Source organism: Streptomyces sp. NPDC059994 (genome assembly GCF_042737755.1).
GTDB lineage: Bacteria > Actinomycetota > Actinomycetes > Streptomycetales > Streptomycetaceae > Streptomyces.
Genome location: NZ_JBHWUR010000012.1, coordinates 57,379 through 83,292, shown reverse-complemented (window position 1 = coordinate 83,292; position 25,914 = coordinate 57,379). Strand labels below are relative to the sequence as shown.

The window sequence follows — 25,914 nt, the reverse complement described above, 5'->3', positions numbered from 1 at the left end:
TTTCCCGGAGCGCCGGAAACGTGATCGGGAACCTGAGCGGCTCGGGCGGTGTAAGTACGGTAGAGACCGCAGCCGCTCGAAAGGAAGCGAACCGTGCAACGTCCTGCTGTGACGGCCCTGTTGGCCGCTGCCGTGCTGGTGCTCGCGGCCGGGTGCTCGTCCGGGACCGCCCCGCGGCCCGACGGCGGCGCCCGCTCGACGCCCGCGCCCAGCTCCCCGGGGGCCTCGGCCTCCACGCCCGCCGCCGACCTCCCACCGCCGAAGGGCTCGGTGAAGGTCACCAGAACCGTGGCCCAGGGCCTGAAGTCGCCCTGGGGCGTGGCCCCGCTGCCCGACGGGGGCCTGCTGGTCGCCTCGCGCGACGAGGGCACGGTCAGCCGGATCGACCCGGCCGGCAAACAGACCGTGATCGGCAGCGTGCCGGGGGTCGAGCCGGGCGGCGAGGGCGGCCTCCTCGGCCTCGCGCTCTCCCCCGCGTACGCCTCGGACCACCAGGTGTACGCGTACTTCACCACCGAGTCCGACAACCGCATCGCCCGCATGATCTACGACGAGAAGCGCCCGGCGGGCGAGCAGCTGGGCGCACCCGACACCATCCTGCGGGGCATCCCCAAGGGCACCATCCACAACGGCGGCCGGATCGCCTTCGGCCCGGACAAGATGCTGTACGCGGGCACGGGCGAGACGGGCGACCGGGGTCTGGCGCAGGACAAGAAGTCGCTGGGCGGCAAGATCCTGCGGATGACGCCGGACGGACAGCCGGTGCACGGCAACCCGGAGGCGGACTCGGTGGTGTATTCGTACGGCCACCGCAATGTGCAGGGCCTCGCCTGGGACGGCGCGAACCGGCTGTGGGCCTCGGAGTTCGGTCAGGACACCTGGGACGAGCTGAACGTGATCGGGCCGGGTGAGAACGACGGCTGGCCGGTGGTCGAGGGCAAGGGGGGCAAGCCGGGGTTCGTGGACCCGGTGGAGCAGTGGAAGACCGCAGACGCCTCACCGAGCGGTATCGCGTACGCGGCGGGCAGCATCTGGATGGCGTCCCTGCGCGGCGAGCGGCTGTGGCGCATCCCGCTCGACGGCACCAGACCGCTCGCGCGGCCCGAGGCGTTCCTGACGTCCACGTACGGACGGCTGCGCACGGTGACAGCGACGGGGCCGCACACCCTGCTCCTGGTCACCAGCGCGACCGACGGCCGGGGCACCCCGAAGCCGGGCGACGACAGGATCCTCGAACTGGAGGTGACGTAGGCGTACGGGACGGGGCGCGCCGAACCGCGCCCCGCGCCCCGCTCAGGCCGCCCGCTCCGTGAAGAGGTTGAGCCGGTGGGCCAGTGCGGCGGCCTCGCCCCGGCCCGAGACGCCCAGCTTGGCCAGGATGTTGGAGACGTGCACGCTGGCCGTCTTCGGGGAGATGTACAGCTCCTCGGCGATCTGGCGGTTGCTGTGTCCCACGGCGACCAGCCGCAGGACGTCCTGCTCGCGGCTGGTCAGCCCGAGCGCCCCGGCCGGGTCGGCGGCCTCGTCCGGGACGGCGGGCTCCGGCGCGGTGAGCGGCAGCCGGGCCCGGCGGGCCAGCAGCTCCAGCTCCTCCACGAGCGGCCGGGCCCCGAGGCGTACGGCGGCCGAGTGCGACTGCCGCAGCAGCGTGCCGACGGTGTCGCGCTGGTTGCCCTCGGCGAGCAGCGCGACGGCCCACCGGTGGCAGACCCGGGCGAGTTCGTAGGGGCGCTCAAGGGGCTGGAGCGCGGCGGCGGCCGCCTCCCAGCGGGCGGCGTCGTCCCGGCCCTCGGCGCGGGCCAGCTCCGCCTCGACGCACCGGGCGTACGCCTTGGCGAGCGGGCTGGGGGTGGGCATCGTCCGGGCCGCCGAGCGGATCAGGACGAGGGCCTCCGCCCGGCCGGGCCCGGCGGCGGGCAGCCCGCGCAGATCGGCCTCCACGGCGGCGGCGGCGATCAGCAGCGGCCAGCCGTACCGCTGGGTGCCGGGCGGGAAGCCGGCCTCCACCGCGCGGGCGAGCCCGGCCCGCGCGTCGGCGAACCGGCCCTGCCCGGCCGCGACGGCCAGCTCGGCCCTGGCCACCTGCAACGCGTTCTGCGGGAGCGGGTCGCGGGCGCCGAAGTAGCCGACGGCGTCGGCGAGACGGGCGGCGGCGAGGTCCAACTCGCCGCGCACCAAGGACAGTTGGGCAAGACGGAGTGCGGAGTAGCCCCTGGGTTTGCCGCTCACCCCGGAGCGCTGGACCCACTCGACGCGCTCGGTGGCCTCGTCCCAGCGGCCGAGGCTGAGCAGGGCGTCGGACTCGTTGCCCGCGGCCCAGGCCTCGTTGTCCAGGAGGCCGTACTTGCGCGACACCCGTACGCCCTGGGCCGCGGTCCGCGCGGCCTCCTGGGAGCGGCCGACCGATTCGAGACTGGAGGAGAGGTTCACATAGCCGCGGCCCGCCTCGCCGACGAGACCGAGCTCCAGCGAGCGATCGACGACCCCGCGCATCATGGCGAGGCCGCCCTCGATGTCGCCCGCGTCGACCATCAGGCTACCGAGGGTGAGCCGGGCGTTGAGCTCGGTCTCCTCGGCGTCGACGAGCTTGGCGTATTCCACGGCCCGTTCGGCGGCGGCGAGCGACTCGGGGCCGGGGCGGTGCAGCATGCCCCAGCCCGCGGCGGTGGCCAGGACCGCCGCGTGCACGGCGGACGGCGGCAGTCCGCGCACCAGCTCCTGGGCGGTGGCGATCTCGTCCCAGCCGTCGCCGCGCCCGAGGTTCTGCACCAGCTTGGAGAGCTCGGTCCAGAACCAGGCGGCCCGCAGCGGGGCGCCGTGGGGGGTGCCGGGCGGGGCGGCCGCCTCATCGGCCTCGATGAGCCGCAGCGCGCGCTTGGCTATCTTCACGGCGCGCTCGCGCTCACCGCAGAAGCGGGCCGCGACGGCCGCCTCGGCGAGCAGGTCGAGATAGCCGAGCGCAGTGGTGGCGGGGTCGCAGCCGCCGCACGAGGGGTAGGCGCCCGCGTAGTCCAGCGGACGCAGGTCGGCGCGGACTTCGGCGGGCACCGAGTCCCACAGCTCCATACCGCGTTCGAGCAGGCGCAGCTGCTCGGAGTAGGCGTGCCGCTTGCGGGCCTCGACGGCGGCGCGCAGCACCACGGGCAGCGCCTTGGCGGCGTCGTGCGCGGAGTACCAGTAGCTGGCCAGGCGGGTGGCGCGCTCGTCGGCGCGGACCAGCGAGGGGTCGGCCTCCAGGGCCTGGGCGTAACGGCGGTTGAGGCGGGAGCGCTCGCCCGGCAGCAGGTCGTCGCTGACGGCCTCGCGGACCAGCGAGTGCCGGAACCGGTAGCCGTCGCCGTCCTCCGTCGGCAGCAGGATGTTGGCGCCGACGGCCGCCCGCAGCGCCGCGTTGAGGTCGTCCTCGGCGAGCCCGCACACCGCGGCGAGCAGCGGGTGCTCCACGGTGGAGCCGCCTTCGGCGAGGATGCGCACGACGACCTGGGCGTCCTCGGACAGCGTCTCGACCCGTACGAGCAGCAGGTCGCGCAGGGTCTCGCTGAGGCCGCCGCCGGGGACGCACCCCGACTCGTGGCACACGCTCAGCTCCTCCACGAAGAAGGCGTTGCCGTCGGAGCGCGCGAAGATCTCGTCCACCAGCGCCTGTTCGGGCTCGGCGGCGAGGATCCCGGTGAGCTGGTGGTGGACCTCGCCCCGGTTGAAGCGGGACAGCTCGATGCGCCGGACCGTGCGCAGCCGGTCGAGTTCGGCGAGCAGGGGGCGCAGCGGGTGGCGGCGGTGGATGTCGTCGGCGCGGTAGGTGGCGACGACGACGAGCCGGCCGCGCCGCAGGGTGCGCAGCAGATAGGCGAGCAGATGGCGGGTGGAGGCGTCCGCCCAGTGCAGGTCTTCGAGCACCAGGACGACCGTGCGGTCGGCGGCGGTCCGCTCCAGGAGCCGTACGGTGAGTTCGAAGAGGCGGGCGGTGCCGTCCTCGCCGCTCTCCCGGCTGGCCTCGCCGAGCTCCGGCAGCAGCCGGGCCAGCTCCTCCTCCTGGCCTTCGGCGGCCGCGGCGAGCTCCTCGGGCAGCCGGCGGCGCAGGGTGCGCAGGGCGGTGGAGAACGGGGCGAACGGCAGGCCGTCGGCGCCGATTTCGACGCAGCCGCCGACCGCGACCACGGCTCCCGCGTCGCAGGCGGCGTTGGTGAACTCCTCGATGAGCCGGGTCTTGCCCACTCCGGCCTCACCGCCCACCAGCAACGCCTGCGGCTCGCCCGCGGTGGCGCGGGCGAGCGCTTCGTTCAAGGCGGTCAGTTCACCGGCGCGGCCGACGAACACGGGGCTGAAAGACCTGGTCTCCACGTCGCCGAGCATCGCACAGCCGTCCGGTCCCGCGGCACCCGTTGTGACGATCAAGGTCATCGCGGTTCTCGTGGGCGCTCAGGCGGCGTGCGCGAAACGGTCGCGCAGGTCCCGGAGGTGGCTCACCCGCCCTTCGGCTTCGTGACCGGCGTTCCGGCGGGCCCGGCGGGCCGCGCGGGCCTGGTGGACCAGCCGCTGGGCGGCGGCCTCGCGGAGCAGCTCGGCCTGGTTCACCTTGTGCATCTCGTACGCGAACATCTTCGGCTCCCTGGTGCCCCGGGTGAGGGGCTTGAGTGGGTGGTCCATCGCTTCCTGCGATGCCTCAACTCTCGTCTCCCAGGGGGTCCCGGCACATCGGGAGAGTGCCGCATCCGCACGGCGGCGGGGCCTTAGACGCGCGGCGGGCGGCCGGGCGGGGTGCTTAGGCGCCCGGCGAGCGACTTAGACGTCGGGCAGGGGACTTGGGCGTCCGGTGGATGCCTTGGGGGCAGGGCCGGTGGAAGAGTGGGCCGCACCCAGCCACCCCAGGGAGCCGAGATGACCCAGCCGTCCCCGCACCTGCCCTACGGCACCCCCGACGCCCCCCGGATCGCGGTCCGGGGCGAGGCGGTGCTCGACGTCGACCCGGAGATCGCCCGGCTCGGTGTGACGGTCACCGCGCGCGGTACCGACCGCCGTTCCGCGCTGGAGGACCTCACCCGCCGCAACGCGGCCGTCCTCGACCTCGCCAAGTCGTACGGGGAGGCGGTGGAGCAGTTGGAGACGGGCTCGTTCTCGGTCGGCCCCGAACTGGGCAGGCACGGCCGGGGCGAGCGGGTGCGCGCGTACCACGGGCAGGTGCGGGTGACGGTGGAGCTCGGAGACTTCACGGCGCTCGGCGAACTCGTCTCGCGCCTGGCCTCCCTCGAACTGACCCGGGTGGACGGCCCGTGGTGGGGCCTGCGCCCGGCCTCGCCCGCGTACGGGAAGGCCCGCCGCCGGGCCGTCGAGCAGGCGGTGGAGCGCGCCCGCGAGTACGCGACGGCGCTCGGAAGCGAGCTGGTGGCGCTGCTCGAACTGGCCGACGAGGGCGCCGAGGACGCGCGGCCGTATCCGGCGGCGGCGCCCGGGATGATGCGCGCGGCGGGATACGGCGGCGGCGCGCCGGAAGCCGTCCTGGAGCTCGATCTGGAGCCTCAGCGCCAGACCGTGCGCGCCGCCGTCCTGGCCCGCTTCACGATGGCGCCCCCGGCGCTCTGAGGCGTCAGGAGCCGGTCGAGGGCAGGGTCGCGAACAGGTCGAAGTACATCCCGACGGAGAGCAGCAGGCCGATCGCGCCGAGGACGAGGCCGCCGAGCGCGACCGCCCGCACCCAGACGGGCTGCGGCGGGGCGCCGGGGGCGCCGAACGCCGGGCGGGCCAGGACGAACGCGCCGACGAGCAGGGCGAGCAGCGCGAAGCCGCCGTTGACGGCGGCGGTGGTGTGCCAGGAGTCGCCGTAGATCTCGTGGATCTGCGCGGAGGCGGAGCCGCCCTGAGCGGTCTTGATCTGGCCGAGCAGGGTCTCCCGCTCGGAGAGGATCTTGCCCGTCCAGGTGCCGGTGAGCGAGGCGAGGCCGAGCGCCCCGGAGACGACGGCGGCGGCGCCGGCGCCGATCCCGGTGCGGACGGGCGCGACGGGCGGAACGTCGTCATCGAGCTCGTCGCCGAGCTCGTCGCTGTCGCCGTCCTCGGCCTCGGCCTCGTCGGTGAGCGGTTCCTTCGAAAGCGGCGCCTTCTCGGCGTGGTTCTGCGAGCCTTCCGGGGTCTGCGCGGCGGTGTCACCGGCAGCGGCCCCGGACTCCTCGGCAGCCGTCGCCTGGGCGTCGGCTTCGTTGTCGGTCTTGGTGGTGGCGGGGGTGACAGTCATGCCGGGGACGGTAGGCGGCCTTTCTGAGAGGCGCCTTAACGGACGGGCCGCGCCTTGCGGGCCGCCCGCCACTCCGGGGCCAGCACCGCCCACACCTCGGTGTCCTGGCGTACGCCCCGGTACGGGTAGTTCTCCCGCAGCACCCCGTCCCGCGACATCCCGAGCCGCTTGGCGACGTTGATGCTGGCGGTGTTGCCGGAGGCGGCGAGCCACTCCACGCGGTGGATCCCGCGCTCCTCGACGGCCCAGTCGATCAGCACCCGGACCGCGCGCGTGACGAGCCCGCGCCCGACCGCCGACTCCTCCAGCCAGCAGCCGGCCTCGGCGGTGCCGAGCCGGGCGTCGAACGTACGGAAGAGGACACCGCCGACGAGCGTGCCGTCGGACCAGATGCCGTAGAGGCGCCCGGTGTCGGCGGCCGCCTTGTCCGCGTACCCCTGGAGGAACGCCCGCGACGATTCGAGGTCCTGGCTCACCTCGGCGAGCAGGATGAACTGCCCGATGAAGTCACGCCCCCGGTCGATGTGCGCGAGGTACTCCTCGGCGTGGTGCGGCTCCAGCGGCCGCAGCTCGGCGCCGTCGTCCCCCAGCGATATCGCGAACATCCCGCTGCTCCTCACATGTCGTGCGTCGTCCCGTTCGGCTGGCCCACGAGCTCGTCCACCGACTCGCTCGCGCGCTGCACCGGAATCGTCGCACGGCGGCACTCGGGCGGTTCGATGCTGATCCTGGGGAGCCGCCGGTCCAGCCAGCCGGGCAGCCACCAGTTGGCGCCGCCGAGCAGGTGCATCAGGGCCGGTACGAGCAGGGTGCGCAGCACGAACGCGTCGAGGGCGACGGCCGCCGCGAGGGCGATGCCGAACATCGCGATCACCCGCTCGCCGCTGAGCACGAACGCCAGGAAGACCGAAATCATGATCACGGCGGCCGAGTTGATCACCCGGCTGGTCTCGGCGAGGCCGACCCGGACCGCGCGCCGGTTGTCGCCGGTCGCCAGCCACTCCTCGTACATCCGGCTGACCAGGAACACCTGGTAGTCCATGGAGAGCCCGAAGAGCACCGAGACCATGATCACGGGAAGGAACGGCTCGATCGGGCCGGACCGGCCCAGGCCCAGCAGCTCGCTCCCCCACCCCCACTGGAAGACGGCGACGACGATGCCGAACGCGGAGGCCACCGCCGCCACGTTCATCGCGGCGGCCTTGAGCGGGATGCCGAGCGAGCGGAAGGCGAGGAGCAGCAGGACGCAGCCGAGGGTGATCACCACACCGACGAAGAGCGGCAGCTTCCCGATGATCACGCCCGCGAAGTCGTCGTAGCTCGCGGTCACGCCGCCCACGTGGACGTCGAGCGAGGTGCCCTTCTCGGCGCCCGGCAGCACCTCGTTGCGCAGCCGGTCGACGAGGGCGCTGGTGTCCTGGGACTGCGGCGCCGAGTCCGGCACCACGGTGAGGACAGCCGTGTCGCCGCTGGCGTTGTACGTCACCGGGCTCACCGAGGCGACGCCCTCGCTGGACCGCAGCAGCCCGGGCAGCCGCTCCATGGCGAGCCGGTCGTCGGCGCCGTCGAGCTTGCCGGCGAGGGTGAGCGGCCCGTTGACGCCGGGCCCGAACCCGTCGGCGAGCAGGTCGTAGGCGGTCCGGGTGGTCGACTTCGCCGGGTTGTTGCCCTGGTCGGAGGTGCCCAGATGGAGCGAGAGCGTGGGCAGGGCGAGCACCAGCATCACCACGGCGGCGACCGCGCCGAGCAGCTTGGGACGGCGCTCGACGAAGGCGGACCAGCGGGCCGCGAAGCCGGTGGGCAGCTCCGGCTGCGGCCCCCGCTCGGCGAGCCGGCGCCGCTCGCGGCGGCTGAGCGCCCGCGTCCCGATGAGGGAGAGCAGCGCGGGCAGCAGCGTCACGGACGCGGCGACGGTGAGCACGACGGTCAGCGAGGCCGCGACGGCGACCCCGTTGAGGAAGCCGAGCCGCAGGATGAGCATGCCGAGCAGCGCGATGCAGACGGTCGCACCCGCGAAGACCACGGCACGCCCGGTCGTCGCCACGGCCCGGGTCGCCGCCTCGTCGACCGAGAGCCCCTGACGCAGGCCCCGGCGGTGCCGGGTGACGATGAACAGGGCGTAGTCGATGCCGACGCCGAGCCCGATGAGCAGGCCGAGCATGGGCGCGAAGTCGGCGACGGTCATGGCGTGGCCGAGCAGCCCGATGCCCGCGTACGCGGTGCCGACGGAGATCACCGCGGTGACGATGGGCAGGATGCTGGCGGCGAGCGAGCCGAAGGCGAGGAAGAGGACCACGGCCGCGACGACCACGCCGACGATCTCACTGAGGTGCGCGGAGCTGGTCTCGGTGAGCGCGGCGGCGCTGCCGCCTACCGCGACGTGGAGGCCGTCGGCGGAGGCGGCCGTCGCGGTGTCGACGACGGCCCGCGCCTGGGCCTCGGGGATCTCGTCGGCGGCGTGGTCGAAGGTGACGGAGGCGTAGCCGGTGCGCCCGTCGGCGCTGATCTGCGCGCCGCCGTCGCGGCCGTACGGGCCGGTCACGGAGGCCACACCGGGGAGCTTCGCGACCGTGCCGAGGGCCTTGGACACGCGCTGCTGTACGTCGGGGGCGCGTACGGATCCGGTGTCGGTGCGCCAGACGACCGTGTCGGTGTCGCCGCCGAGGCCGCCGTGGAATCCGGCGTCGAGCAGGGCGGTGGCGCGGCCGGACTCGGTGCCCGGGACTTCGTAGTCGTTGGAGTACGCGGAGCCGGCGACGGCGGTGGCGGCCGTGGCGCCGCCGAACGCGAGGAGCCAGAGCAGGACGGCGACGAGGCGGTGCCTGATGCACCACCGTGCGATGGCTGCCAACGAAGGTGCTCCCTGGATGGTTCGTGGATCTTTGCCCGGGAACAGCCGGTACGACTTGAACAGCCCGCAAAGAACGCATGACCTCTACGCGCTGCAACTCTGACAGCGAATAGTGATCGTTTGCCCGTTTCGTGGGGTTACTCACAGGGCAGTGCGGGATTACTCACCGGTCACTGCGGGCAGGGGCCCCAGCGGCCCCTGTCGGTCACTTGCGGCGGGCGCAGGTGACGAGCAGGTCCTCGGCGCCGTCGCCCCGGAAGGCGAGGGCGAGGACGCCCTTGCTGTAGCGGGCCTCGACGGCGGTGCCGATGCTCGACCAGCCGCCGGAGAGCGTGAAGAGCTCGGAGAACGACCGGGTGACCTTCTCCGGCATGCTCGTCAACGTGAAGGCTTCCTGCTCCTCGGACTCCGCGTCTCCGGCGGGGGCGTCGGTGCTCACCGAGAGGACGGCGCCGTCGAGCATCCACTGACCGGACATTCCACCCCATTGAGTGACAGACCAGTGGCCGTCGGGGTTGACCGTCAGAACGCCCTGGTGGTTCTGGTTCGAGCGGTAGGCCCACTCGCCCTTCATGAACGCCTTCAGCGCCTGCTTGCGGGGCCCCTCCGCCGCCCCCGCGCCGGTACAGGCCGACACCGCACTGGCCGCCGTCCCCAGCGCCAGATACCGCAGCGCCGTACGCCGCCCGAGCACTCTCACCGCTTCTCGCCCGTCCACGCTCGGCACCCTATAGACGTTCTGTAACGAGGTCACCCGGCAGGAGGGTTTGATTCCGCCCAGCCGTGGCGTATGACCCGGCCCCCGCATCCCTGGGATGCGGGGGCCGGCTCGTACACGTACGGCGTACGCGGGAGAACGTGCTCCGGGATCAGGGGCTCAGCCCTCGACGCCCAGCTTCTCCAGGATGAGCTCCTTGACGCGGGCCGCGTCCGCCTGGCCGCGCGTGGTCTTCATGACCGCGCCGACCAGCGCGCCGACGGCCTGCACCTTGCCGCCGCGGATCTTGTCCGCGATCGCCGCGTTGCCCGCGATGGCCTCGTCCACGGCCGCGCCGAGCGCGCCCTCGTCCGAGACGACCTTGAGGCCGCGCTTCTCGACGACCGCGTCCGGGTCGCCCTCGCCCGCGAGGACACCCTCGATGACCTGGCGCGCCAGCTTGTCGTTGAGGTCGCCGGAGGCCACGAGGGCCGCCAGACGGGCCACCTGGGCCGGGGTGATGGGCAGCTCGTCCAGGGCCTTGCCCTGCTCGTTGGCGTTGCGCGCCAGCTCGCCCATCCACCACTTGCGGGCGGCCGCGGCGTCCGCGCCCGCCTCGATGGTGGCGACGATCGGGTCGACCGCGCCCGCGTTCAGGATCGACTGCATGTCGTGCTCGGAGACGCCCCACTCCTCGCGGAGCCGGTTGCGGCGCACCCGGGGCAGCTCGGGCAGCCCCTTGCGGAGCTCCTCGACCCACTCGCGGGCCGGGGCGACCGGGACGAGGTCGGGCTCCGGGAAGTACCGGTAGTCCTCGGCGTTGTCCTTGATGCGGCCGGAGGTGGTGGAGCCGTCCTCCTCGTGGAAGTGACGGGTCTCCTGCACGATCGTGCCGCCGGACGAGAGGACCGCCGCGTGGCGCTGGATCTCGAAGCGGGCCGCGCGCTCGACCGACCGCAGCGAGTTGACGTTCTTCGTCTCGCTGCGGGTGCCGAACTTCTCGGTCCCGTTGGGGCGCAGCGACAGGTTCACGTCGCAGCGCATCTGGCCCTTGTCCATCCGGGCCTCGGAGACGTCGAGCGCCTTGATGAGCTCGCGCAGCTCGGCGACGTACGCCTTGGCGACCTCGGGGGCCCGCTCGCCCGCGCCCTCGATCGGCTTGGTGACGATCTCGATGAGCGGGATGCCGGCCCGGTTGTAGTCGAGCAGCGAGTGCGAGGCGCCGTGGATACGGCCGGTGGCGCCGCCGACGTGCGTCGACTTGCCGGTGTCCTCCTCCATGTGGGCGCGCTCGATCTCCACGCGGAAGATCTCGCCGTCCTCCAGCTGGACGTCCAGATAGCCGTTGAAGGCGATCGGCTCGTCGTACTGGGAGGTCTGGAAGTTCTTCGGCATGTCCGGATAGAAGTAGTTCTTCCGGGCGAAGCGGCACCACTCGGCGATCTCGCAGTTGAGCGCGAGGCCGATCTTGACGGCCGACTCGACGCCGATCGCGTTGACGACCGGGAGCGAGCCGGGCAGGCCGAGGCAGGTGGGGCAGGTCTGCGAGTTGGGCTCGGCGCCCAGCTCGGTAGAACAGCCGCAGAACATCTTGGTCTTGGTGCCGAGTTCGACATGGACCTCAAGGCCCATGACGGGGTCGTACGACGCGAGGGCGTCCTCGTACGAGACCAGGTCAATGACGGTCACGGTGAAAAACTTCCCTCTCAGCCCAGCAGGACGTCGTCGTCACCGATGCGCTTGAGCTCGCGCAGCAGGATGGCGACGCCGGTGGCGATGGCGGCGGCGGAGACGACGGCGTCGAGCAGCTTCAGCGTGTCGTGCTCGGTGCGGGCCTTCTTGGCCTGCTTGACCACGCTGATGACGCCGAACGCGGTGGTGCCGATGGACAGGTACGTACCGGTCTTGGACTTCTTGAAGCCCTTGGCCTTGGTCAGTGCACTCACAGCGACGGTGCCTCCTCAAGCAGCGGGTGGCCCCACTTTTCCACGAAGGCGGCCTCGACGGCGGCGCCGACCTTGTAAAGACGGTCGTCCTTCAGGGCGGGGGCGATGATCTGCAGGCCGACCGGCAGGCCGTCCTCCGGCGCCAGGCCGCAGGGCAGCGACATGGCGGCGTTGCCCGCCATGTTGGTCGGGATGGTGCACAGGTCCGCGAGGTACATCGCCATCGGGTCGTCGGCGCGCTCGCCGATCGGGAAGGCGGTGGTCGGGGTCGTCGGCGAGACGATCACGTCGACCTGCTCGAAGGCCTTCTCGAAGTCCCGCGTGATGAGCGTGCGGACCTTCTGGGCGCTGCCGTAGTACGCGTCGTAGTAGCCGGAGCTCAGCGCGTACGTACCGAGGATGATCCGGCGCTTGACCTCGTCGCCGAAGCCCGCCTCGCGGGTGAGTGCGGTGACGTCCTCGGCCGACCTCGTGCCGTCGTCGCCGACCCGCAGGCCGTAGCGCATGGCGTCGAAGCGGGCCAGGTTGGACGAGCACTCGCTCGGCGCGATCAGGTAGTACGCGGAGAGCGCCAGGTCGAAGGACGGGCAGTCCAGCTCGACGATCTCGGCGCCGAGCGACTTCAGCAGCTCGACCGACTCGTTGAAGCGCTGGACGACGCCGGCCTGGTAGCCCTCGCCGCCGAACTGCTTGACGACGCCGACGCGCATCCCGGCCACCGAGCCGTTGCGCGCGGCCTCGACGACCGGCGGGACCGGCGCGTCGATGGAGGTCGAGTCGAGCGGGTCGTGCCCGGCGATGACCTCGTGCAGCAGCGCCGCGTCCAGGACCGTACGGGCGCAGGGCCCGCCCTGGTCCAGGGAGGACGAGAAGGCGACCATGCCGTAGCGGGAGACCGCGCCGTAGGTCGGCTTGACGCCGACGGTGCCGGTGACGGCTGCGGGCTGGCGGATGGAGCCGCCGGTGTCCGTGCCGATGGCGAGCGGGGCCTCGTAGGACGCGAGCGCCGCGGAGGAGCCGCCGCCGGAGCCGCCGGGGATCCGGGTGAGGTCCCACGGGTTGCCGGTCGGGCCGTACGCACTGTTCTCCGTCGAGGACCCCATGGCGAACTCGTCCATGTTGGTCTTGCCGAGGATGACGACGTCGGCGGCCTTCAGCCGCTTGGTGAGCGTGGCGTCGTACGGCGGGATCCAGCCTTCGAGGATCTTCGAGCCGACCGTGGTCGGGATGCCCTCGGTGGTGAAGATGTCCTTCAGCGCCAGCGGGACACCGGCGAGCGGGCCCAGCTTCTCGCCCGCCGCGCGCTTGGCGTCGACGGCGCGGGCCTGCGCGAGCGCGCCCTCGCGGTCGACGTGCAGGAAGGCGTGCACCTTCTCGTCGACGGCGTCGATCCGGGCCAGGTGGGCCTCGGTGACCTCGACGGCCGTGAGCTCGCCGGACGCGATCTTCGAGGCGATCTCGGCGGCGGTGAGCTTGATGATGTCCGTCATGTGATTAGTCCTCCCCCAGGATCTGCGGCACCTTGAAACGCTGCTGCTCCTGGGCCGGGGCGCCGGAGAGCGCCTGCGCGGGGGTGAGCGACGGACGGACCTCGTCCGCGCGCATGACATTGGTCAGCGGCAGCGGGTGGGAGGTCGGGGGCACGTCTTGGTCGGCGACCTCGGAGACGCGGGCGACCGCGCCGATGATGTCGTCGAGCTGTCCGGCGAAGTGGTCCAGCTCTTCGCTCTTCAGCTCCAGACGCGCCAGCCGGGCGAGGTGGGCGACCTCCTCGCGCGTAATGCCAGGCATGCAGCGATCCTCAGGGGTGAGTGAGTGTGGTTTGGGGCCAATCCTATGGGGCCGGGCCGCCACAGGACTAAACGGTTTGTGCGGCGGCCCCGATCACGGCCCGCGCGGCCCCACCCGCCGCCACCCCCACCGCGCCCCCGGCCACGCGCGCGTGCCCCGTCGGCCCACCGCGCGCGTGCCCCGCCGACGCGTCCCCGGATCTGCGGCCGCCGGTCATGTCCCGTTCACGTCACGGGAGGGAAGTCCTGGCTGACTGGGCGAAGTTGTCCAGCCAACTCAGCCCGAGAGGACCAGACCCTCCGTGTCCCCCCTCAGAACGGCCGCGGCCCCCGCCGCCACCCTGACCCTCACCACGCCCACCGCTCCCCGCGAGGGCGACCGGCTCGCCTTCCACTGGGCCACCGACGCGCCCGACCCGAAGAACTGGATCGGGATCTACGACGGCGACCGCCGCCCCGGCACCGGCTCCGCCCTGGTCTGGTCGTACGTCACGGCCGCGTCCGGTGACGTCACGCTCGACACCTCCGGCCTCGGCGAGGGCGTCTACACCGCGTACCTGCTGGCCAAGGACGGGTACGGGATCCTCGCCCGGACACCGCCCGTCACCGTCGCCGCCCGGCCGCCCGTCGTCCGGCCGCACGCGGTCACCGACGCCTTCACGACCGGCGCGTACGGGCCGGGCGAGCGCGTCTCGGTGGCGCTGGCCCCGCTGTGGATCCGCCCGGCGGGCAACCCGTCCGGCACCCCGTCCTTCCGCCGGCTGTCCGGCGACGCCTGGCTGAACATGGGCCCCGACGGGACGGTCACCGGCACCGCACCCGCCCGGCCCGGCGCGCACCCCGGCCGGATAACGGTCGCGGTGAGGGACAGCGCGGGCGGCTCCGACACGGTCACGGTCCAGGTGCCGGTGCGCCGCCCCGGGACCCGGCCGACGCTCACGGTGGCGTCGCTGAACCTGTGGGACGCGGGGGCGCACACCGCCGACGCGCACGAGAAGCTGCTGCGGCTCGTCCTCGGGCAGCGGCTCGACGTGGTGGCGCTTCAGGAGTCCGCCGCGTCCTCGGCCGAGGCTCTCGCGCGTGCCCTCGGGTGGCACGCCCATGACACGGCGGCAGGGGTCGGGCTGCTCAGCCGCTTCCCGCTCGACGACCTCTCGGAGCCGGTCGCGGACGTCCCCGCGGTGGCCGCCACCCTGCGACTGCCCGGCGGCCGGGCGGTACGCGTGTGGGCCGCGCAGCTCGACGAGGGCGGGTACGGCCCGTACGCGCTGCGCGACGGGCGCTCCCCCGCCGAGGTCGAGGCGGCCGAGCTCACAAGCGCGCGCTACCGGCAGGCCAAGGCGCTGCTGGCGGCGATGAAGGACGACCTGGCGTCCCGGCGGACCCCGCTCGTGCTCGCCGCCGGGCTCGCCTCGCCCTCGCACCTCGACCGGGGCGCCCGGGTGCGCTGGCCGGTCACCGTGGCGCTGGCCGCCGCCGGGCTGCGCGACGCCCACCGCGAGGCGCACCCGCGTCCGGCGCGCGAGCCGGGGGCCACCTGGTCGCCGGTGCGCCCCGACGAGCCGCAGGACCGGATCGACCAGGTCCAGTACGCCGGGCCGCTCCGGGTCGAGGCCGCGCACACGCTCTGCACCGGCTGGCCCCGGCCGGTACCGGACACCGCCGCCAACGGCTGGCCGTCCGACCACGCCGCCCCCGCCGTCACCTTCACCCTCCACTGAGCTTCCGACCGAGCTTTCCCCTGAGCTTCCCCCTGAGCCTGAGCTTTCGAAGGACATCGCTGACATGACTCCGCTGAGCCGCCGCGCCTTCGTGGGCGCGTCCGCCGCGACCGCCGCCGCCGCTGCCGTCGGCCTGCCCGAGACCGCCGCCGCCGTCACCGGGGCGCGCGCCGAGGGCAGCGTCGAGGACGTGAAGCACGTAGTGATCCTGATGCAGGAGAACCGCAGCTTCGACCACTACTTCGGCACCCTCTCCGGCGCCCGCGGCTTCGACGACCGCCAGGCGCTGACCCTCCCCGGCGGCGACTCCGTCTTCCGCCAGCCGAGCCCGGGCCGCGCCGACGGCTTCGTCCTGCCGTTCCGGATGGACACCACCAAGTACAACGCGCAGAACGCGGGCGGGCTGCCGCACGACTGGGGCACCGGGCACACCGCGATCAACGGCGGCGCGATGAACAAGTGGGTCGCCGCCAAGGGCGAGCGCACCATGGGCTACTTCACCCGCGAGGACATCCCCTACCAGTACGCACTCGCCGACGCGTTCACGCTCTGCGACGGCTACTTCTGCTCGCAGGCCGGGCCCACCGACCCCAACCGGCTGTATCTGTGGTCGGGCACCTGCGGCCCCGGCAAGGACGGCACGACCGGCCCGTGGACGGACAACACCCCGGTCACCGACAACCCCGTCGCGGACTGGACGACGTACGCCGAGCGCCTGGAGACGGCCGGGGTGAGCTGGCGCGTCTACCACAACCCCGGCAAGGACGACCGGACCGGCGACTACGACGACAACGGGCTGTCGTACTTCAAGCAGTTCCACGCCTTCCCCAAGGACGACCCCCGGTACGTCAACGCGATGACGAAGTTCGACCTCACCGCGTTCGACCAGCACTGCAAGGACGGCACGCTGCCGACCGTGTCGTGGCTGGTGGCGCCGTACCTGTTCTGCGAACACCCGGCCGCGAGCCCCGACTACGGGGCGCACTGGGTGAACACCGCCCTCCAGTCGCTGTTCGCCAACCCCGAGGTGTGGAAGCACACGGTCTTCCTGCTGATGTACGACGAGAACGACGGCTACTTCGACCATGTGCCGCCGCCGTTCCCGGAGCCCGGCACGCCCGACGAGTTCGCCGGCGGGCGGCCGATCGGGCTCGGCAACCGGGTGCCGCTGTGGGCGATATCGCCCTGGTCGCGCGGCGGCTGGGTCAACTCCCAGGTGTTCGACCACACCTCGGTCCTGCGCTTCCTTGAGGTGGTCACCGGGGTGCGGGAGCCCAACATCTCGGACTGGCGCCGGGCCGTCTGCGGCGATCTGACCAGCTGCTTCGACTTCAGCAAGCCGGACTACTCGATTCCGCGGCTGCCCGACACCACGGCGCTGATGGCGAAGGCGGACGCGGGCAACGCGCTGCCCGCGGTGAAGCTGCCCGGCAACGGCGCCCAGTCCATGGCCACCCAGGAGCCGGGCTCCCGCCCGCACCGCCCGCTGCCGTACCGCCCGTGGGCGGACGTCTCGGTGGACCGGGTCTCCGGCAAGGTCACCTGCACGCTCGCCAACCACGGGAGCGAGACCTTCCACTTCCTGGTCCTGCCGAAAGCCCTCAAGCCGTTCACCGGTACGCCGTTCACGGTGGCCCCCGGGGCGCGCGCCACGTACGTCTGGGACACCGCCGAGACGGACGGCCGCTACGACTTCTCCGTGCACGGCGCCGACGGCTTCCTGCGGCGCTTCTCGGGCACGGTCGTACGGGCGGCCCGCGAGGCGGGAGCGGCCGCGCCGTCAGCGACGGCGGTGCTGCGCGGCGCCCGGCCGGAGCGCGCCACGGTGGAGCTGCGGTTCGCCAACTCCGGTGACACGGCGACCGCGTTCACGGTCACGGCCGACGACGACGTGCGCGGCGCGCGCACGGTCTGGGTGGGCCCGCACGGCCACGGCTCGCTCAACTGGCGTGTCCTGGAGGGCCGCTACGACGTTACGGTGACGTCGGACGCGGGCACCCGGTTCGTCCAGCGGTACGCGGGCACGGTCCACGCGGGCTGAGCACCGCGACGACGGGCACGCCGGGTCACTGGACCGGCGTGCCCGACGGCTCCTCGGCCGCGGCCAAGTTGGCCGCCGCCTCCAGGTCGGCGGGGCGCTGCCAGCCGCGCGAGCCGCGGGCGAGCAGCCAGGCGGTGGCCTCGGCGGGCGGCATCGCGGCGGCGACCAGCCAGCCCTGGACGGCGTCGCACCCAAGGTCGCGCAGCCGCTCCCAGGTCTCGTCGTCCTCGACGCCCTCGGCGACGACGAGCAGGCCCAGGGAGTGGGCGAGGTCGAGGGTGCAGCGGACGATCTCGGCGTCCTCGTTGTCGATGGCGAGCCGGGCCACGAAGGAGCGGTCGATCTTGAGTTCGCTGACGGGCAGCCGGCGCAGATGCACCAGCGACGAGTACCCCGTACCGAAGTCGTCCAGGGACATCTTCACGCCGTGGCTGGTCAGGCCCGCCAGGGTGTCGGCGGCCCGCTGCGGGTCCTCCAGGAGGACGTGCTCGGTTATCTCCAGCTGGAGGGAGCCCGCCGGGACCCCGTGCCGGGCCAGCCGGGCCGCCACCGCACCCGCGAAGCCCGGGGTGTGGACGTCGCGCGGTGACACGTTCACCGCGACCGGGACGTCGAGCCCCTGCGCCCGCCACCGGGCGACCTGGGCGAGCGCCGTCTCCAGGACGTACTCGGTCAGGTGCGGCATCAGCCCCGAGGACTCCGCGATGGCGATGAACTCGTCGGGAGGTACCCGGCCGCGCTCCGGGTGCACCCAGCGCACCAGCGCCTCAAGCCCGGCCACCTGGCCGTCGAAGCGGACCTTCGGCTGGTAGTGGAGCTCCACGTCGCCCGCGTCGAGCGCGCGCCGCAGATCACCCAACAGGCCCAGCCGGTCAGGGGTGTTGGAGTCGCGCTTCGACTCGTACACCTCCACGCCCGTGCGGTCCCGCTTGGCCTGGTACATCGCCACGTCCGCCCGGCGCAGCAGCCCCTCCGCGTCCAGCGCGTGGTCGGGGTAGACCGAGACGCCCGCGCTGGCCTCCAGGACGAGGGTGAGTCCGTCGAGGTCGAGCGGCGAGGAGAGCTCGGCGACCAGGCCGCGGGCTATCCGCATGGTGCTGGTCGCGGAGTCCGCCACGGGCAGCAGCACGGCGAACTCGTCGCCGCCGAGCCGGGCCGCCTCGGCGCCGCGCGGCAGGGCGAGCCGCAGCCGTTCGGCTATCTGGAGGAGCAGCCGGTCTCCGGCGAGGTGTCCGAGGGTGTCGTTGACCGAGCGGAACCGGTCCATGTCGATCAGGACGAGGGCGGCCCGGTTGCCGGGGCCCTCGGCCTCCTCCAGGGCCGCCCAGGTGCGTTCCAGGAGCCACTGGCGGTTGGGCAGTCCGGTCAGCGGGTCGCGCAGCTGCTCCTCGGCGCGGGCGCGGGCGATCCACAGGGTGGAGTCGAGGGCGATCAGCGGGACCGCGAAGAGCGGCAGCAGGACCGGCAGGGCCATCGCGACCACGCAGATCAGCGGGGCGATGCCGAGCAGGGCGACCGCGACGAGGCCCTGCCGCAGCAGGGCCGTCCGGGCGACCGTGGGCAGTCCGCCGCCGCGCGGCGCCAGCGCGTACCAGAGCAGTATCCGGGTGACCACCAGATACGTTCCGGCGGCCAGGACCACCACCGGAGCCGAGGAAACCGTCCACTCGATGGGCCACCAGGGTGAGCGGACGCTGGGATGGTGGCCGAACACGGCGAGCACCAGCGCGGCCGCGCCGATGCCGAGGACGTCGACCGCGCCGTGCAGCACGCCCTGGCGCCAGCGGTGGCGGCGGGCGGCGCCGACGAGCACCACCACCGCCATGGAGACGAGCCCGGCCGGCACCCAGCCGTACAGGAGCAGTACGGCCAGGGTGAGGGCGGCGCCGGAACCGGTGCCGCCCCACCAGCGGTCGCGCCCCAGCGCGACCAGATGGCCCACGATGATCCCGGTGAGGACAGCCAGCGCCCAGCCCGTGGTGGAGCCGGGGAAGAGGGCGTCGCCCGTGTCGAGGGCCCGGTAGAACCCCACGGCCAGGGCGAGGGCGGCGGTCCCGAGGACTCCTGCGGTCAGCCTGGAGGAGAATCCCGCGAACCCGCGCAGCCGTGCGGCCGGGGCGGCGCTCTCGGTCGGTTTCATTCCCGTCCCTCTCACAGCCGGCGGTGCCGATGCCACGCGATGGCCCCTTGGTCATGCCACCACGACCGGGAACTCCCCCAAGCTCCCCGGTTCAGCCGTGCACGACTGGCGCTCATCACAACAGTAGGCCGCGGAGGGCTCTGACGGGCAGCGGTCTACAGCTCTTGCCCGAATGCCACCTGGCCACCGTGATCCGTCTGCTATGCGCTGAACGGGTGACCGAACGCCGTCCGAGAGGAGCCCTCCACTCCTGTTATTCCCCCTCTTCCGCGCTCGGCACAGCTGCTTCGCGAGCCGCTTCGGGACCGTGTTCCAGCAGGACAGCGAACCCGTCCTCGTCGAGAACCGGAACCTTCAGCTGCATCGCCTTGTCGTACTTCGAACCAGGGCTGTCTCCGACGACGACGAACGACGTCTTCTTGGAAACGGAACCGGTGACCTTGGCTCCACGGCTCTGGAGCGCCTCTTTCGCGCCATCTCTGGTGTGGTTGGCCAGGGTTCCGGTCACCACGACGGTCAGCCCCTCCAGCGGACGCGGCCCCACGTCCTCGCCGGAGCCCTCCTCCTCCATGCGGACGCCCGCGGCCTTCCACTTGCGCAGGATCTCGCGGTGCCACTCCTCCTCGAACCACTGCTTGAGCGAGGCCGCGATGGTCGGGCCGACGCCCTCGACCGCCGCCAGCTCCTCCTCGGTGGCCTGTTCGATGCGCTCGACCGAGCGGAACTCGCGGGCCAGCGCCTCGGCGGCGACCGGGCCGACATGACGGATCGACAGACCGGTGAGGATCCGGGCCAGCGGGCGCTCCTTGGCGGCCGCGATGTTCTCCAGCATCGAGACCGCGTTCTTGCGCGGCTCGCCGTTCATGTTGGCGAAGACCAGGGCGACCTTCTCCTCGCCGGTCCTGGGGTCGCGCTTGGGCAGCCCGCTGTCCTGGTCCAGGACGTACGCCTTGATGGGCAGCAGCCGGTCCATGGTCAGGTCGAACAGGTCGCCCTCGTCGAGCAGCGGCGGCTCGGACGGCTCCAGCGGCTTGGTGAGGGCCGCGGCGGCGACATAGCCGAAGTTCTCGATGTCCAGGCACTTGCGGCCCGCCAGATAGAACAGCCGCTCACGCAACTGGGCTGGGCACGACTGCGCGTTGGGGCAGCGCAGATCGATATCGCCCTCCTTCATGGGCCGCAGCCCGGTGCCGCACTCGGGGCACTCGGCGGGCATCACGAACTCCCGCTCGGTGCCGTCCCGCAGGTCCGCGACGGGGCCCAGGATCTCCGGGATGACGTCACCGGCCTTGCGCAGCACCACCGTGTCCCCGATGAGGACGCCCTTGGCCTTGACCACGTCCTGGTTGTGCAGGGTGGCGAACTCGACCTCGGAGCCCGCCACGGTCACCGGCTCCACCTGCGCGTACGGCGTGACGCGGCCGGTGCGGCCGACGCCGACGCGGATGTTGACCAGCTTGGTGTTGACCTCCTCCGGCGCGTACTTCCAGGCGATCGCCCAGCGCGGGGCGCGCGCGGTGGAGCCCAGGCGGCCCTGGAGGGGGATCTCGTCGAGCTTGACGACGACGCCGTCGATCTCGTGCTCCACCACCGAGTGGCGGTTCTCTCCGAAGTACGTGATGAACTCCCGCACCTCGTCCAGGGAGCCGACCACCTTGTTGTGCTGGGCGGTGGGCAGGCCCCACTCGCGCAGCAGCTCGTACGCGTGCGAGAGGCAGTCGATGGTGAAGCCGTCGCGCGCGCCGATGCCGTGCACCACCATGTGGAGCGGGCGGGTGGCGGTGACCTTGGGGTCCTTCTGGCGCAGCGAACCGGCCGCCGCGTTGCGGGGGTTGGCGAACGGCTTGTCGCCCGCCTCCACCAGACGCGCGTTCAGCCCCTCGAACGCCTCCATCGGGAAGTAGACCTCGCCCCGGATCTCGACCAGGTCGGGGACGCGGTCGCCCTTGAGGCGGTCGGGGATGTCCGCGATCGTACGGACGTTGGGCGTGATGTCCTCGCCGGTGCGGCCGTCGCCGCGGGTGGCGGCCCGGGTCAGCCGCCCGTGCTCGTACGTCAGGTTGACCGCGAGGCCGTCGACCTTCAGCTCGCAGAGGTAGTGGTACGCGGCGGTGCCGACGTCCTTGGCGACGCGCTCGGCCCAGGCGCCCAGCTCCTCGTCGTCGAACGCGTTGTCCAGCGACAGCATCCGCTCGCGGTGCTCCACCGAGGCGAAGTCCGTCTCGTACGCCCCCGCGACCTTCTGGGTCGGGGAGTCCGGGGTGCGCAGCTCCGGATACTCCTCCTCCAGGGCCTCCAGGCCGCGCAGCAGCTTGTCGAACTCGCCGTCGCTGACGACCGGCTGGTCCTTCACGTAGTACCGGAAGCGGTGCTCCTCGACCTGCTCGGCGAGGAGCGCGTGCTTCTCCCGTGCGTCCGCGGGCACCACGTCGTTCTGTTCGCCAGCCACTGTCATGTCCTCCCGTTTCCCGTCTTCCCCGTCACTCAGGGTTGTCCGCGAGCGATCTCGCCGCCCGGACGCAGTGGGCGAGGGCCGCACGGGCATACGCCGGCGAGGCGCCCGCGAGTCCACACGACGGGGTGACCACCACGGACTCGGCGAGAGTCCCCGGATGCAGCCCCAACCTGCGCCACAACGTCCTGACACCCATGACGCTACCGGCAGGGTCTGACAATGGGCCGTCGGTGCCGCCGACCACTCCGGCGAACAGCCGGGTGCCGCTCTCCACCGCCTCACCGATCACCTCGTCGTCACGCTCGGTGAGCAGGGAGAAGTCGAACGAGACGGCGGCGGCGCCGGAGCGGCGCAGCAGCGCGAAGGGCACGTCGGGCGCGCAGGAATGGACGACGACGGGGCCGTCGTGCACCGCGACGACGTCCCGCAGCGCCGACTCGACGACCTGCCGGTCGACCGCCCGGTGGGTGCGGTAGCCGCTGGCGGTCCTGATCTGCCCGCGCAGCACGGCGGTGAGGGACGGCTCGTCGAGCTGGAGCAGGATCCGCGCGCCCGGCACCCGGCGGCGCACGTCCGCGAGGTGGGCGCGCAGGCCCTCGGCGAGCGACCCGGCCAGGTCGCGGGAGGCGCCCGGGTCGCCGAGCGCGGCCTCGCCGCCGCGCAGTTCAAGGGCGGCGGCGAGCGTCCACGGCCCGACCGCCTGGACCTTGAGCGGACCCTCGTACCCCTGGGTGAACTCCTCCAGGGCGTCCAGGTCCTCGCCCAGCCAGGAGCGGGCCCGCCGGGTGTCGCGGCCCGGCCGGTCGCCGAGCCGCCAGCCGCTGGGCTCCACGCGCGCGTACATCTCGACGAGCATCCCGGCGGTGCGCCCGATCATGTCGGCGCCGGGGCCGCGCGCGGGCAGTTCGGGCAGGAACGGGAAGTCGCCGGCCGATCCGTCGGCCCCGATGAGGGAACCGGTGGCGGTCCTGGCGGCCTCGCGCGCGTCGCCGCCGGGCATGGAGCCGACGCCGGTGGCCGAGCCCCAGGGGAAGTCGCTGACGGTGTCGCTCATCGGCCCGGCCGCACCGTCAGGTCGTTGACCTCGGCGTCGCGCGGCAGATCGATCGCCATGACGATCGTGGTCGCCACCGACTCGGGGTCGATGAACTTCGCCGGGACGTACTCCTTGCCCTCCTGCGAGTGCACCTTGGCCTGCATGGGGCTGGCGGTGCGCCCCGGGTAGACGGAGGTGACGCGCACCCCGCCCGCGTGCTCCTCCTGGCGCAGCGAGTCCGCGAGCGCCTTCAGACCGTGCTTGGAGGCGGCGTACGCGCCCCACTCGGCGTGCGCGTTGAGCCCGGCGCCGGAGTTCACGAACAGGACGTGTCCGCGGGCCGCGCGCAGCTGGGGCAGGAAGAGCCGGGTGAGCTCGGCGGGCGAGATCAGGTTCGCGTTGAGCTGCTGGTGCCAGGTCTTGGGGCGAAGGTCACCGATGGGGCCGAGGTCGACGACACCCGCGATGTGCAGGAGGGAGTCGAGGCGGTCCGGCATCGGCTGCATGCCGAGCGACTTGGAGATGCGGTCCGGGTCGGCGAGGTCCGCGACGACGGTACGGGCGCCGGGGAAGCGCCCCGCGAGTTCCTTGGCGCGCCCGGCGTCGCGCGCGAGCAGCAGGAGCTCGTCGCCGCGCTCGTGCAGCCGCCGCGCCACCGCCGCGCCGATGCCGGAGCCTGCCCCAGTGATCAAGTGTGTAGCCATACCCGACATGCTCGCACTACTGGATGCCGGCGGACTCCTCCAGGTAGGCGAGGGCGGCGACCGCGTCCTCCGCGAAGAAGACCAGGTCAGTGAGGGGCACCGGCAGGAAGCCCTCGTCGTCCATGCGGCGGAACTGCTCCTTGAGGCCGTCGTAGAACCCCGCGGTGTTCAGCAGCACCACCGGCTTGGTGTGCTTGCCGTGCTTCTTCAGCTCCAGGATCTCGGTGGCCTCGTCGAGGGTGCCGGTGCCGCCGACCATGATGACCACGGCGTCGGCCCGGTCCAGGAGCAGCGCCTTGCGCTCCGCGAGGTCCTTGGCGATGACCATCTCGTCGGCGTTCGCGCGGGCCTTGGCCGCCAGGAAGTCGACGGAGACCCCGACGAGCCGTCCGCCCGCCTCCTGCACGCCGTCCGCGACGACCTTCATCAGACCGCTCTCCGAGCCGCCCCACACGAGGGTGTGGCCGCCCTTGCCGAGCAGTTCGGCGAACTCGCGGGCGGGGCCCGTGTAGCGGTCGTCGAGGTCGGCGGCGGAGAGGAAGACGCAGATGTTCATGACTCAACCGTACGCCGGGACACCTCCACCACTCGAACGGGTGAACAGTGTCCCGAACGGCGAATCGGGGGAACAACCGGCGGGCTATGGGCCGTTGAGCGGGCATGACTACGACGATTCGCACGATTCTCGCCGAGCCCACCGGCGCCGCGACACCTCCGCCCGGTCCGCCCCCGGCGATGGATCCCGACCATGCCGTGACCGCCGAGGAGGGCTCGGTGCGCGTGCGGGTCCTGTGGGACGGGCAGGTGCTCGCCGACAGCACCCGCCCGCTGCTGGTCCGCGAGACGGGCCTCCCGGTCCGCTACTACCTGCCCGCGCAGGACGTGCGCCTCGACCTGCTGGCGCCGTCCGGCACGCGAACGACCTGCCCGTACAAGGGAGTCGCCTCGTACTGGTCGCTGCCGGACGCGCCGGACATAGCGTGGTCCTACCACGAGCCGCTGGCGGCCGTGAGTTTGATAAAGGACCACCTGTGCTTCATAGGCACGGAGTCCGACGCCGAATCCGACACCGAGTCCGGCACTGCCTCCGGCGAGACCCTCGCGGTGAACTAGGCCCGGACTAGGCCAGCGCCTCGGTACGCCGCGTGGTGGTCGCGATCGTCGCCGATCCCACCACGCGCGTGCCGTCGTAGAGCACGATCGCCTGGCCGGGCGCGACGCCGCGCACCGGCTCGGCGAAGGTCACCACCAGCTCGTCGGCCACCAGCTCCGCCGTCACCGCCGTCTCGCCGCCGTGGGCGCGCAGCTGGGCGGTGTACGTGCCGGGGCCGGCCGGGGCGTCGCCGCACCAGCGGGGCCTGATCGCGGTCAGGCCGGTGACGTCCAGGGCCTCCACGGGGCCGACGGTGACCGTGTTGTTCACCGGGGAGATGTCCAGGACGTAGCGGGGCTTGCCGTCGGCGGCCGGGTGGCCGATGCGCAGACCCTTGCGCTGGCCGATGGTGAAGCCGTACGCGCCCTCGTGGGAGCCGACCTTCGTGCCGGACTCGTCGACGATGTCGCCCTCGGCCTTGCCGAGCCGGTTGGCCAGGAAGCCCTGGGTGTCGCCGTCGGCGATGAAGCAGATGTCGTGGCTGTCCGGCTTCTTGGCGACGGCCAGGCCCCGGCGCTCGGCCTCGGCCCGGATCTCGTCCTTGGTGGTGAGGGTGTCGCCGAGCGGGAACATCGCGTGGGCGAGCTGCTTCTCGTCGAGGACGCCGAGGACGTAGGACTGGTCCTTGGCCATGTCGCTGGCGCGGTGCAGCTCGCGGCTGCCGTCCTCGTTGAGGACGACGGTGGCGTAGTGGCCGGTGCAGACGGCGTCGAAGCCGAGGGCGAGGGCCTTGTCGAGCAGCGCGGCGAACTTGATCTTCTCGTTGCAGCGCAGGCACGGGTTGGGAGTGCGGCCCGCCTCGTACTCGGCGACGAAGTCCTCGACGACGTCCTCGCGGAAGCGTTCCGCGAGGTCCCAGACGTAGAAGGGAATGCCGATGACATCGGCTGCGCGGCGGGCGTCGCGGGAGTCCTCGATGGTGCAGCAGCCCCGGGCGCCGGTGCGGAAGGACTGCGGGTTCGCGGACAGGGCGAGGTGGACGCCGGTGACGTCGTGGCCCGCCTCGGCGGCGCGGGCGGCGGCGACGGCCGAGTCGACGCCGCCGGACATGGCGGCGAGCACACGGAGGGGGCGCGGGGGTGTCTTCGTCATAGCACCCATAAGGGTACGTGGCGTGAGGAGCGGCTGGCTCGTGAGTATCCCGGGGCGCG

The 25,914-nt window shown here is 72.7% G+C and carries 21 protein-coding genes; 5 read left to right on the top strand and 16 right to left on the bottom strand.

What is annotated here, in order from left to right:
- Positions 1-93: 93 nt before the first annotated feature.
- Positions 94-1,251: a PQQ-dependent sugar dehydrogenase gene (locus ACFWA7_RS09645; RefSeq protein ID WP_385822029.1), complete on the top strand. Its 1,158-nt coding sequence runs from the start codon at positions 94-96 to the stop codon at positions 1,249-1,251.
- A gap of 42 nt (positions 1,252-1,293) precedes the next feature.
- Here ACFWA7_RS09645 and ACFWA7_RS09640 read toward each other — a convergent pair whose 3' ends face one another.
- Positions 1,294-4,401 (bottom strand): AAA family ATPase, encoded by a 3,108-nt coding sequence (locus ACFWA7_RS09640; RefSeq protein ID WP_385822026.1) that lies wholly within the window; start codon positions 4,399-4,401, stop codon positions 1,294-1,296.
- A gap of 18 nt (positions 4,402-4,419) precedes the next feature.
- Positions 4,420-4,647, bottom strand: coding sequence for a hypothetical protein (locus ACFWA7_RS09635; RefSeq protein ID WP_385822023.1), 228 nt, complete (start codon positions 4,645-4,647; stop codon positions 4,420-4,422).
- Between the two features lie 231 nt (positions 4,648-4,878).
- On the opposite strand from ACFWA7_RS09635, the gene ACFWA7_RS09630 reads away from it, so the two are divergent.
- Positions 4,879-5,580, top strand: coding sequence for an SIMPL domain-containing protein (locus ACFWA7_RS09630; RefSeq protein ID WP_385822020.1), 702 nt, complete (start codon positions 4,879-4,881; stop codon positions 5,578-5,580).
- Positions 5,581-5,584: 4 nt separating this feature from the next.
- Here ACFWA7_RS09630 and ACFWA7_RS09625 read toward each other — a convergent pair whose 3' ends face one another.
- The 8 genes from ACFWA7_RS09625 to gatC form a co-directional block, all read right to left on the bottom strand.
- Positions 5,585-6,229, bottom strand: a complete 645-nt coding sequence (locus ACFWA7_RS09625; RefSeq protein ID WP_385822018.1) for a hypothetical protein — start codon at positions 6,227-6,229, stop codon at positions 5,585-5,587.
- A 35-nt stretch (positions 6,230-6,264) separates the two neighbouring features.
- Entirely contained in the window at positions 6,265-6,834 is a 570-nt protein-coding gene (locus tag ACFWA7_RS09620; protein ID WP_385536479.1) for a GNAT family N-acetyltransferase, read from the bottom strand.
- An 11-nt stretch (positions 6,835-6,845) separates the two neighbouring features.
- On the bottom strand, positions 6,846-9,080 hold the full coding sequence (locus tag ACFWA7_RS09615; protein WP_385822016.1) for an MMPL family transporter: 2,235 nt from the start codon (positions 9,078-9,080) through the stop codon (positions 6,846-6,848).
- A 205-nt stretch (positions 9,081-9,285) separates the two neighbouring features.
- The gene (locus ACFWA7_RS09610) at positions 9,286-9,798 is read right to left on the bottom strand and encodes a hypothetical protein (RefSeq protein WP_385536483.1); all 513 of its coding nucleotides are present in this window, start codon (positions 9,796-9,798) and stop codon (positions 9,286-9,288) included.
- A gap of 159 nt (positions 9,799-9,957) precedes the next feature.
- Positions 9,958-11,466 (bottom strand): Asp-tRNA(Asn)/Glu-tRNA(Gln) amidotransferase subunit GatB, encoded by a 1,509-nt coding sequence (gene gatB, locus ACFWA7_RS09605; RefSeq protein WP_371654886.1) that lies wholly within the window; start codon positions 11,464-11,466, stop codon positions 9,958-9,960.
- 17 nt (positions 11,467-11,483) lie between these two features.
- Positions 11,484-11,723 carry a hypothetical protein gene (locus tag ACFWA7_RS09600; protein WP_385536485.1) on the bottom strand — a complete coding sequence of 80 codons (240 nt, stop codon included), beginning with the start codon at positions 11,721-11,723 and terminating at the stop codon, positions 11,484-11,486.
- Complete coding sequence (gatA, locus tag ACFWA7_RS09595; protein ID WP_385536487.1) at positions 11,720-13,213, bottom strand: Asp-tRNA(Asn)/Glu-tRNA(Gln) amidotransferase subunit GatA; 1,494 nt, start codon at positions 13,211-13,213, stop codon at positions 11,720-11,722. The genes ACFWA7_RS09600 and gatA overlap by 4 nt, the downstream gene beginning before the upstream one ends.
- 4 nt (positions 13,214-13,217) lie before the next feature.
- Positions 13,218-13,514 carry an Asp-tRNA(Asn)/Glu-tRNA(Gln) amidotransferase subunit GatC gene (gatC, locus tag ACFWA7_RS09590; protein WP_073772988.1) on the bottom strand — a complete coding sequence of 99 codons (297 nt, stop codon included), beginning with the start codon at positions 13,512-13,514 and terminating at the stop codon, positions 13,218-13,220.
- Between the two features lie 301 nt (positions 13,515-13,815).
- Between gatC and ACFWA7_RS09585 the strand changes: the two genes are divergently transcribed.
- Together ACFWA7_RS09585 and ACFWA7_RS09580 are read left to right on the top strand one after the other, a co-directional pair.
- Positions 13,816-15,234 (top strand): hypothetical protein, encoded by a 1,419-nt coding sequence (locus ACFWA7_RS09585; RefSeq protein WP_385536489.1) that lies wholly within the window; start codon positions 13,816-13,818, stop codon positions 15,232-15,234.
- Between the two features lie 64 nt (positions 15,235-15,298).
- On the top strand, positions 15,299-17,275 hold the full coding sequence (locus ACFWA7_RS09580; protein ID WP_385822013.1) for a phosphocholine-specific phospholipase C: 1,977 nt from the start codon (positions 15,299-15,301) through the stop codon (positions 17,273-17,275).
- Between the two features lie 25 nt (positions 17,276-17,300).
- Here the strand turns inward: ACFWA7_RS09580 and ACFWA7_RS09575 are convergent, their stop codons facing one another.
- The 5 genes from ACFWA7_RS09575 to ACFWA7_RS09555 all read right to left on the bottom strand — a co-directional run bounded on the left by ACFWA7_RS09575 (position 17,301) and on the right by ACFWA7_RS09555 (position 24,166).
- Positions 17,301-19,415: a putative bifunctional diguanylate cyclase/phosphodiesterase gene (locus tag ACFWA7_RS09575; protein WP_385536493.1), complete on the bottom strand. Its 2,115-nt coding sequence runs from the start codon at positions 19,413-19,415 to the stop codon at positions 17,301-17,303.
- 253 nt (positions 19,416-19,668) lie between these two features.
- Positions 19,669-21,870, bottom strand: coding sequence for an NAD-dependent DNA ligase LigA (gene ligA / locus ACFWA7_RS09570; RefSeq protein ID WP_385536495.1), 2,202 nt, complete (start codon positions 21,868-21,870; stop codon positions 19,669-19,671).
- Between the two features lie 25 nt (positions 21,871-21,895).
- Complete coding sequence (locus ACFWA7_RS09565; protein ID WP_385822011.1) at positions 21,896-22,924, bottom strand: methionine synthase; 1,029 nt, start codon at positions 22,922-22,924, stop codon at positions 21,896-21,898.
- On the bottom strand, positions 22,921-23,610 hold the full coding sequence (locus tag ACFWA7_RS09560) for an SDR family oxidoreductase (RefSeq protein WP_385822009.1): 690 nt from the start codon (positions 23,608-23,610) through the stop codon (positions 22,921-22,923). The genes ACFWA7_RS09565 and ACFWA7_RS09560 overlap by 4 nt, the downstream gene beginning before the upstream one ends.
- 16 nt (positions 23,611-23,626) lie before the next feature.
- Positions 23,627-24,166, bottom strand: a complete 540-nt coding sequence (locus tag ACFWA7_RS09555; RefSeq protein WP_385536500.1) for a TIGR00730 family Rossman fold protein — start codon at positions 24,164-24,166, stop codon at positions 23,627-23,629.
- 179 nt (positions 24,167-24,345) lie between these two features.
- Here ACFWA7_RS09555 and ACFWA7_RS09550 point away from each other — a divergent pair, with 179 nt between their 5' ends.
- Positions 24,346-24,723, top strand: a complete 378-nt coding sequence (locus ACFWA7_RS09550; protein ID WP_385536583.1) for a DUF427 domain-containing protein — start codon at positions 24,346-24,348, stop codon at positions 24,721-24,723.
- 7 nt (positions 24,724-24,730) lie between these two features.
- On the opposite strand, the gene mnmA is transcribed toward ACFWA7_RS09550, so the two are convergent.
- Positions 24,731-25,855 (bottom strand): tRNA 2-thiouridine(34) synthase MnmA, encoded by a 1,125-nt coding sequence (gene mnmA / locus ACFWA7_RS09545; RefSeq protein WP_385536502.1) that lies wholly within the window; start codon positions 25,853-25,855, stop codon positions 24,731-24,733.
- Positions 25,856-25,914: the final 59 nt, after the last annotated feature.

Excerpts from the sequence above, each read along its gene's own strand:
- ACFWA7_RS09640 (WP_385822026.1), bottom strand. The coding sequence starts at position 4,401 with ATGACCTTGATCGTCACAACGGGTGCCGCGGGACCGGACGGCTGTGCG.
- ACFWA7_RS09635 (WP_385822023.1), bottom strand. The coding sequence starts at position 4,647 with ATGGACCACCCACTCAAGCCCCTCACCCGGGGCACCAGGGAGCCGAAG.
- ACFWA7_RS09630 (WP_385822020.1), top strand. The coding sequence starts at position 4,879 with ATGACCCAGCCGTCCCCGCACCTGCCCTACGGCACCCCCGACGCCCCC.
- ACFWA7_RS09625 (WP_385822018.1), bottom strand. The coding sequence starts at position 6,229 with ATGACTGTCACCCCCGCCACCACCAAGACCGACAACGAAGCCGACGCC.
- ACFWA7_RS09620 (WP_385536479.1), bottom strand. The coding sequence starts at position 6,834 with ATGTTCGCGATATCGCTGGGGGACGACGGCGCCGAGCTGCGGCCGCTG.
- gatA (WP_385536487.1), bottom strand. The coding sequence starts at position 13,213 with ATGACGGACATCATCAAGCTCACCGCCGCCGAGATCGCCTCGAAGATC.
- gatC (WP_073772988.1), bottom strand. The coding sequence starts at position 13,514 with ATGCCTGGCATTACGCGCGAGGAGGTCGCCCACCTCGCCCGGCTGGCG.
- ACFWA7_RS09580 (WP_385822013.1), top strand. The coding sequence starts at position 15,299 with ATGACTCCGCTGAGCCGCCGCGCCTTCGTGGGCGCGTCCGCCGCGACC.
- ACFWA7_RS09575 (WP_385536493.1), bottom strand. The coding sequence starts at position 19,415 with ATGAAACCGACCGAGAGCGCCGCCCCGGCCGCACGGCTGCGCGGGTTC.
- ligA (WP_385536495.1), bottom strand. The coding sequence starts at position 21,870 with ATGACAGTGGCTGGCGAACAGAACGACGTGGTGCCCGCGGACGCACGG.
- ACFWA7_RS09565 (WP_385822011.1), bottom strand. The coding sequence starts at position 22,924 with ATGAGCGACACCGTCAGCGACTTCCCCTGGGGCTCGGCCACCGGCGTC.
- ACFWA7_RS09560 (WP_385822009.1), bottom strand. The coding sequence starts at position 23,610 with ATGGCTACACACTTGATCACTGGGGCAGGCTCCGGCATCGGCGCGGCG.
- ACFWA7_RS09555 (WP_385536500.1), bottom strand. The coding sequence starts at position 24,166 with ATGAACATCTGCGTCTTCCTCTCCGCCGCCGACCTCGACGACCGCTAC.
- ACFWA7_RS09550 (WP_385536583.1), top strand. The coding sequence starts at position 24,346 with ATGGATCCCGACCATGCCGTGACCGCCGAGGAGGGCTCGGTGCGCGTG.
- mnmA (WP_385536502.1), bottom strand. The coding sequence starts at position 25,855 with ATGACGAAGACACCCCCGCGCCCCCTCCGTGTGCTCGCCGCCATGTCC.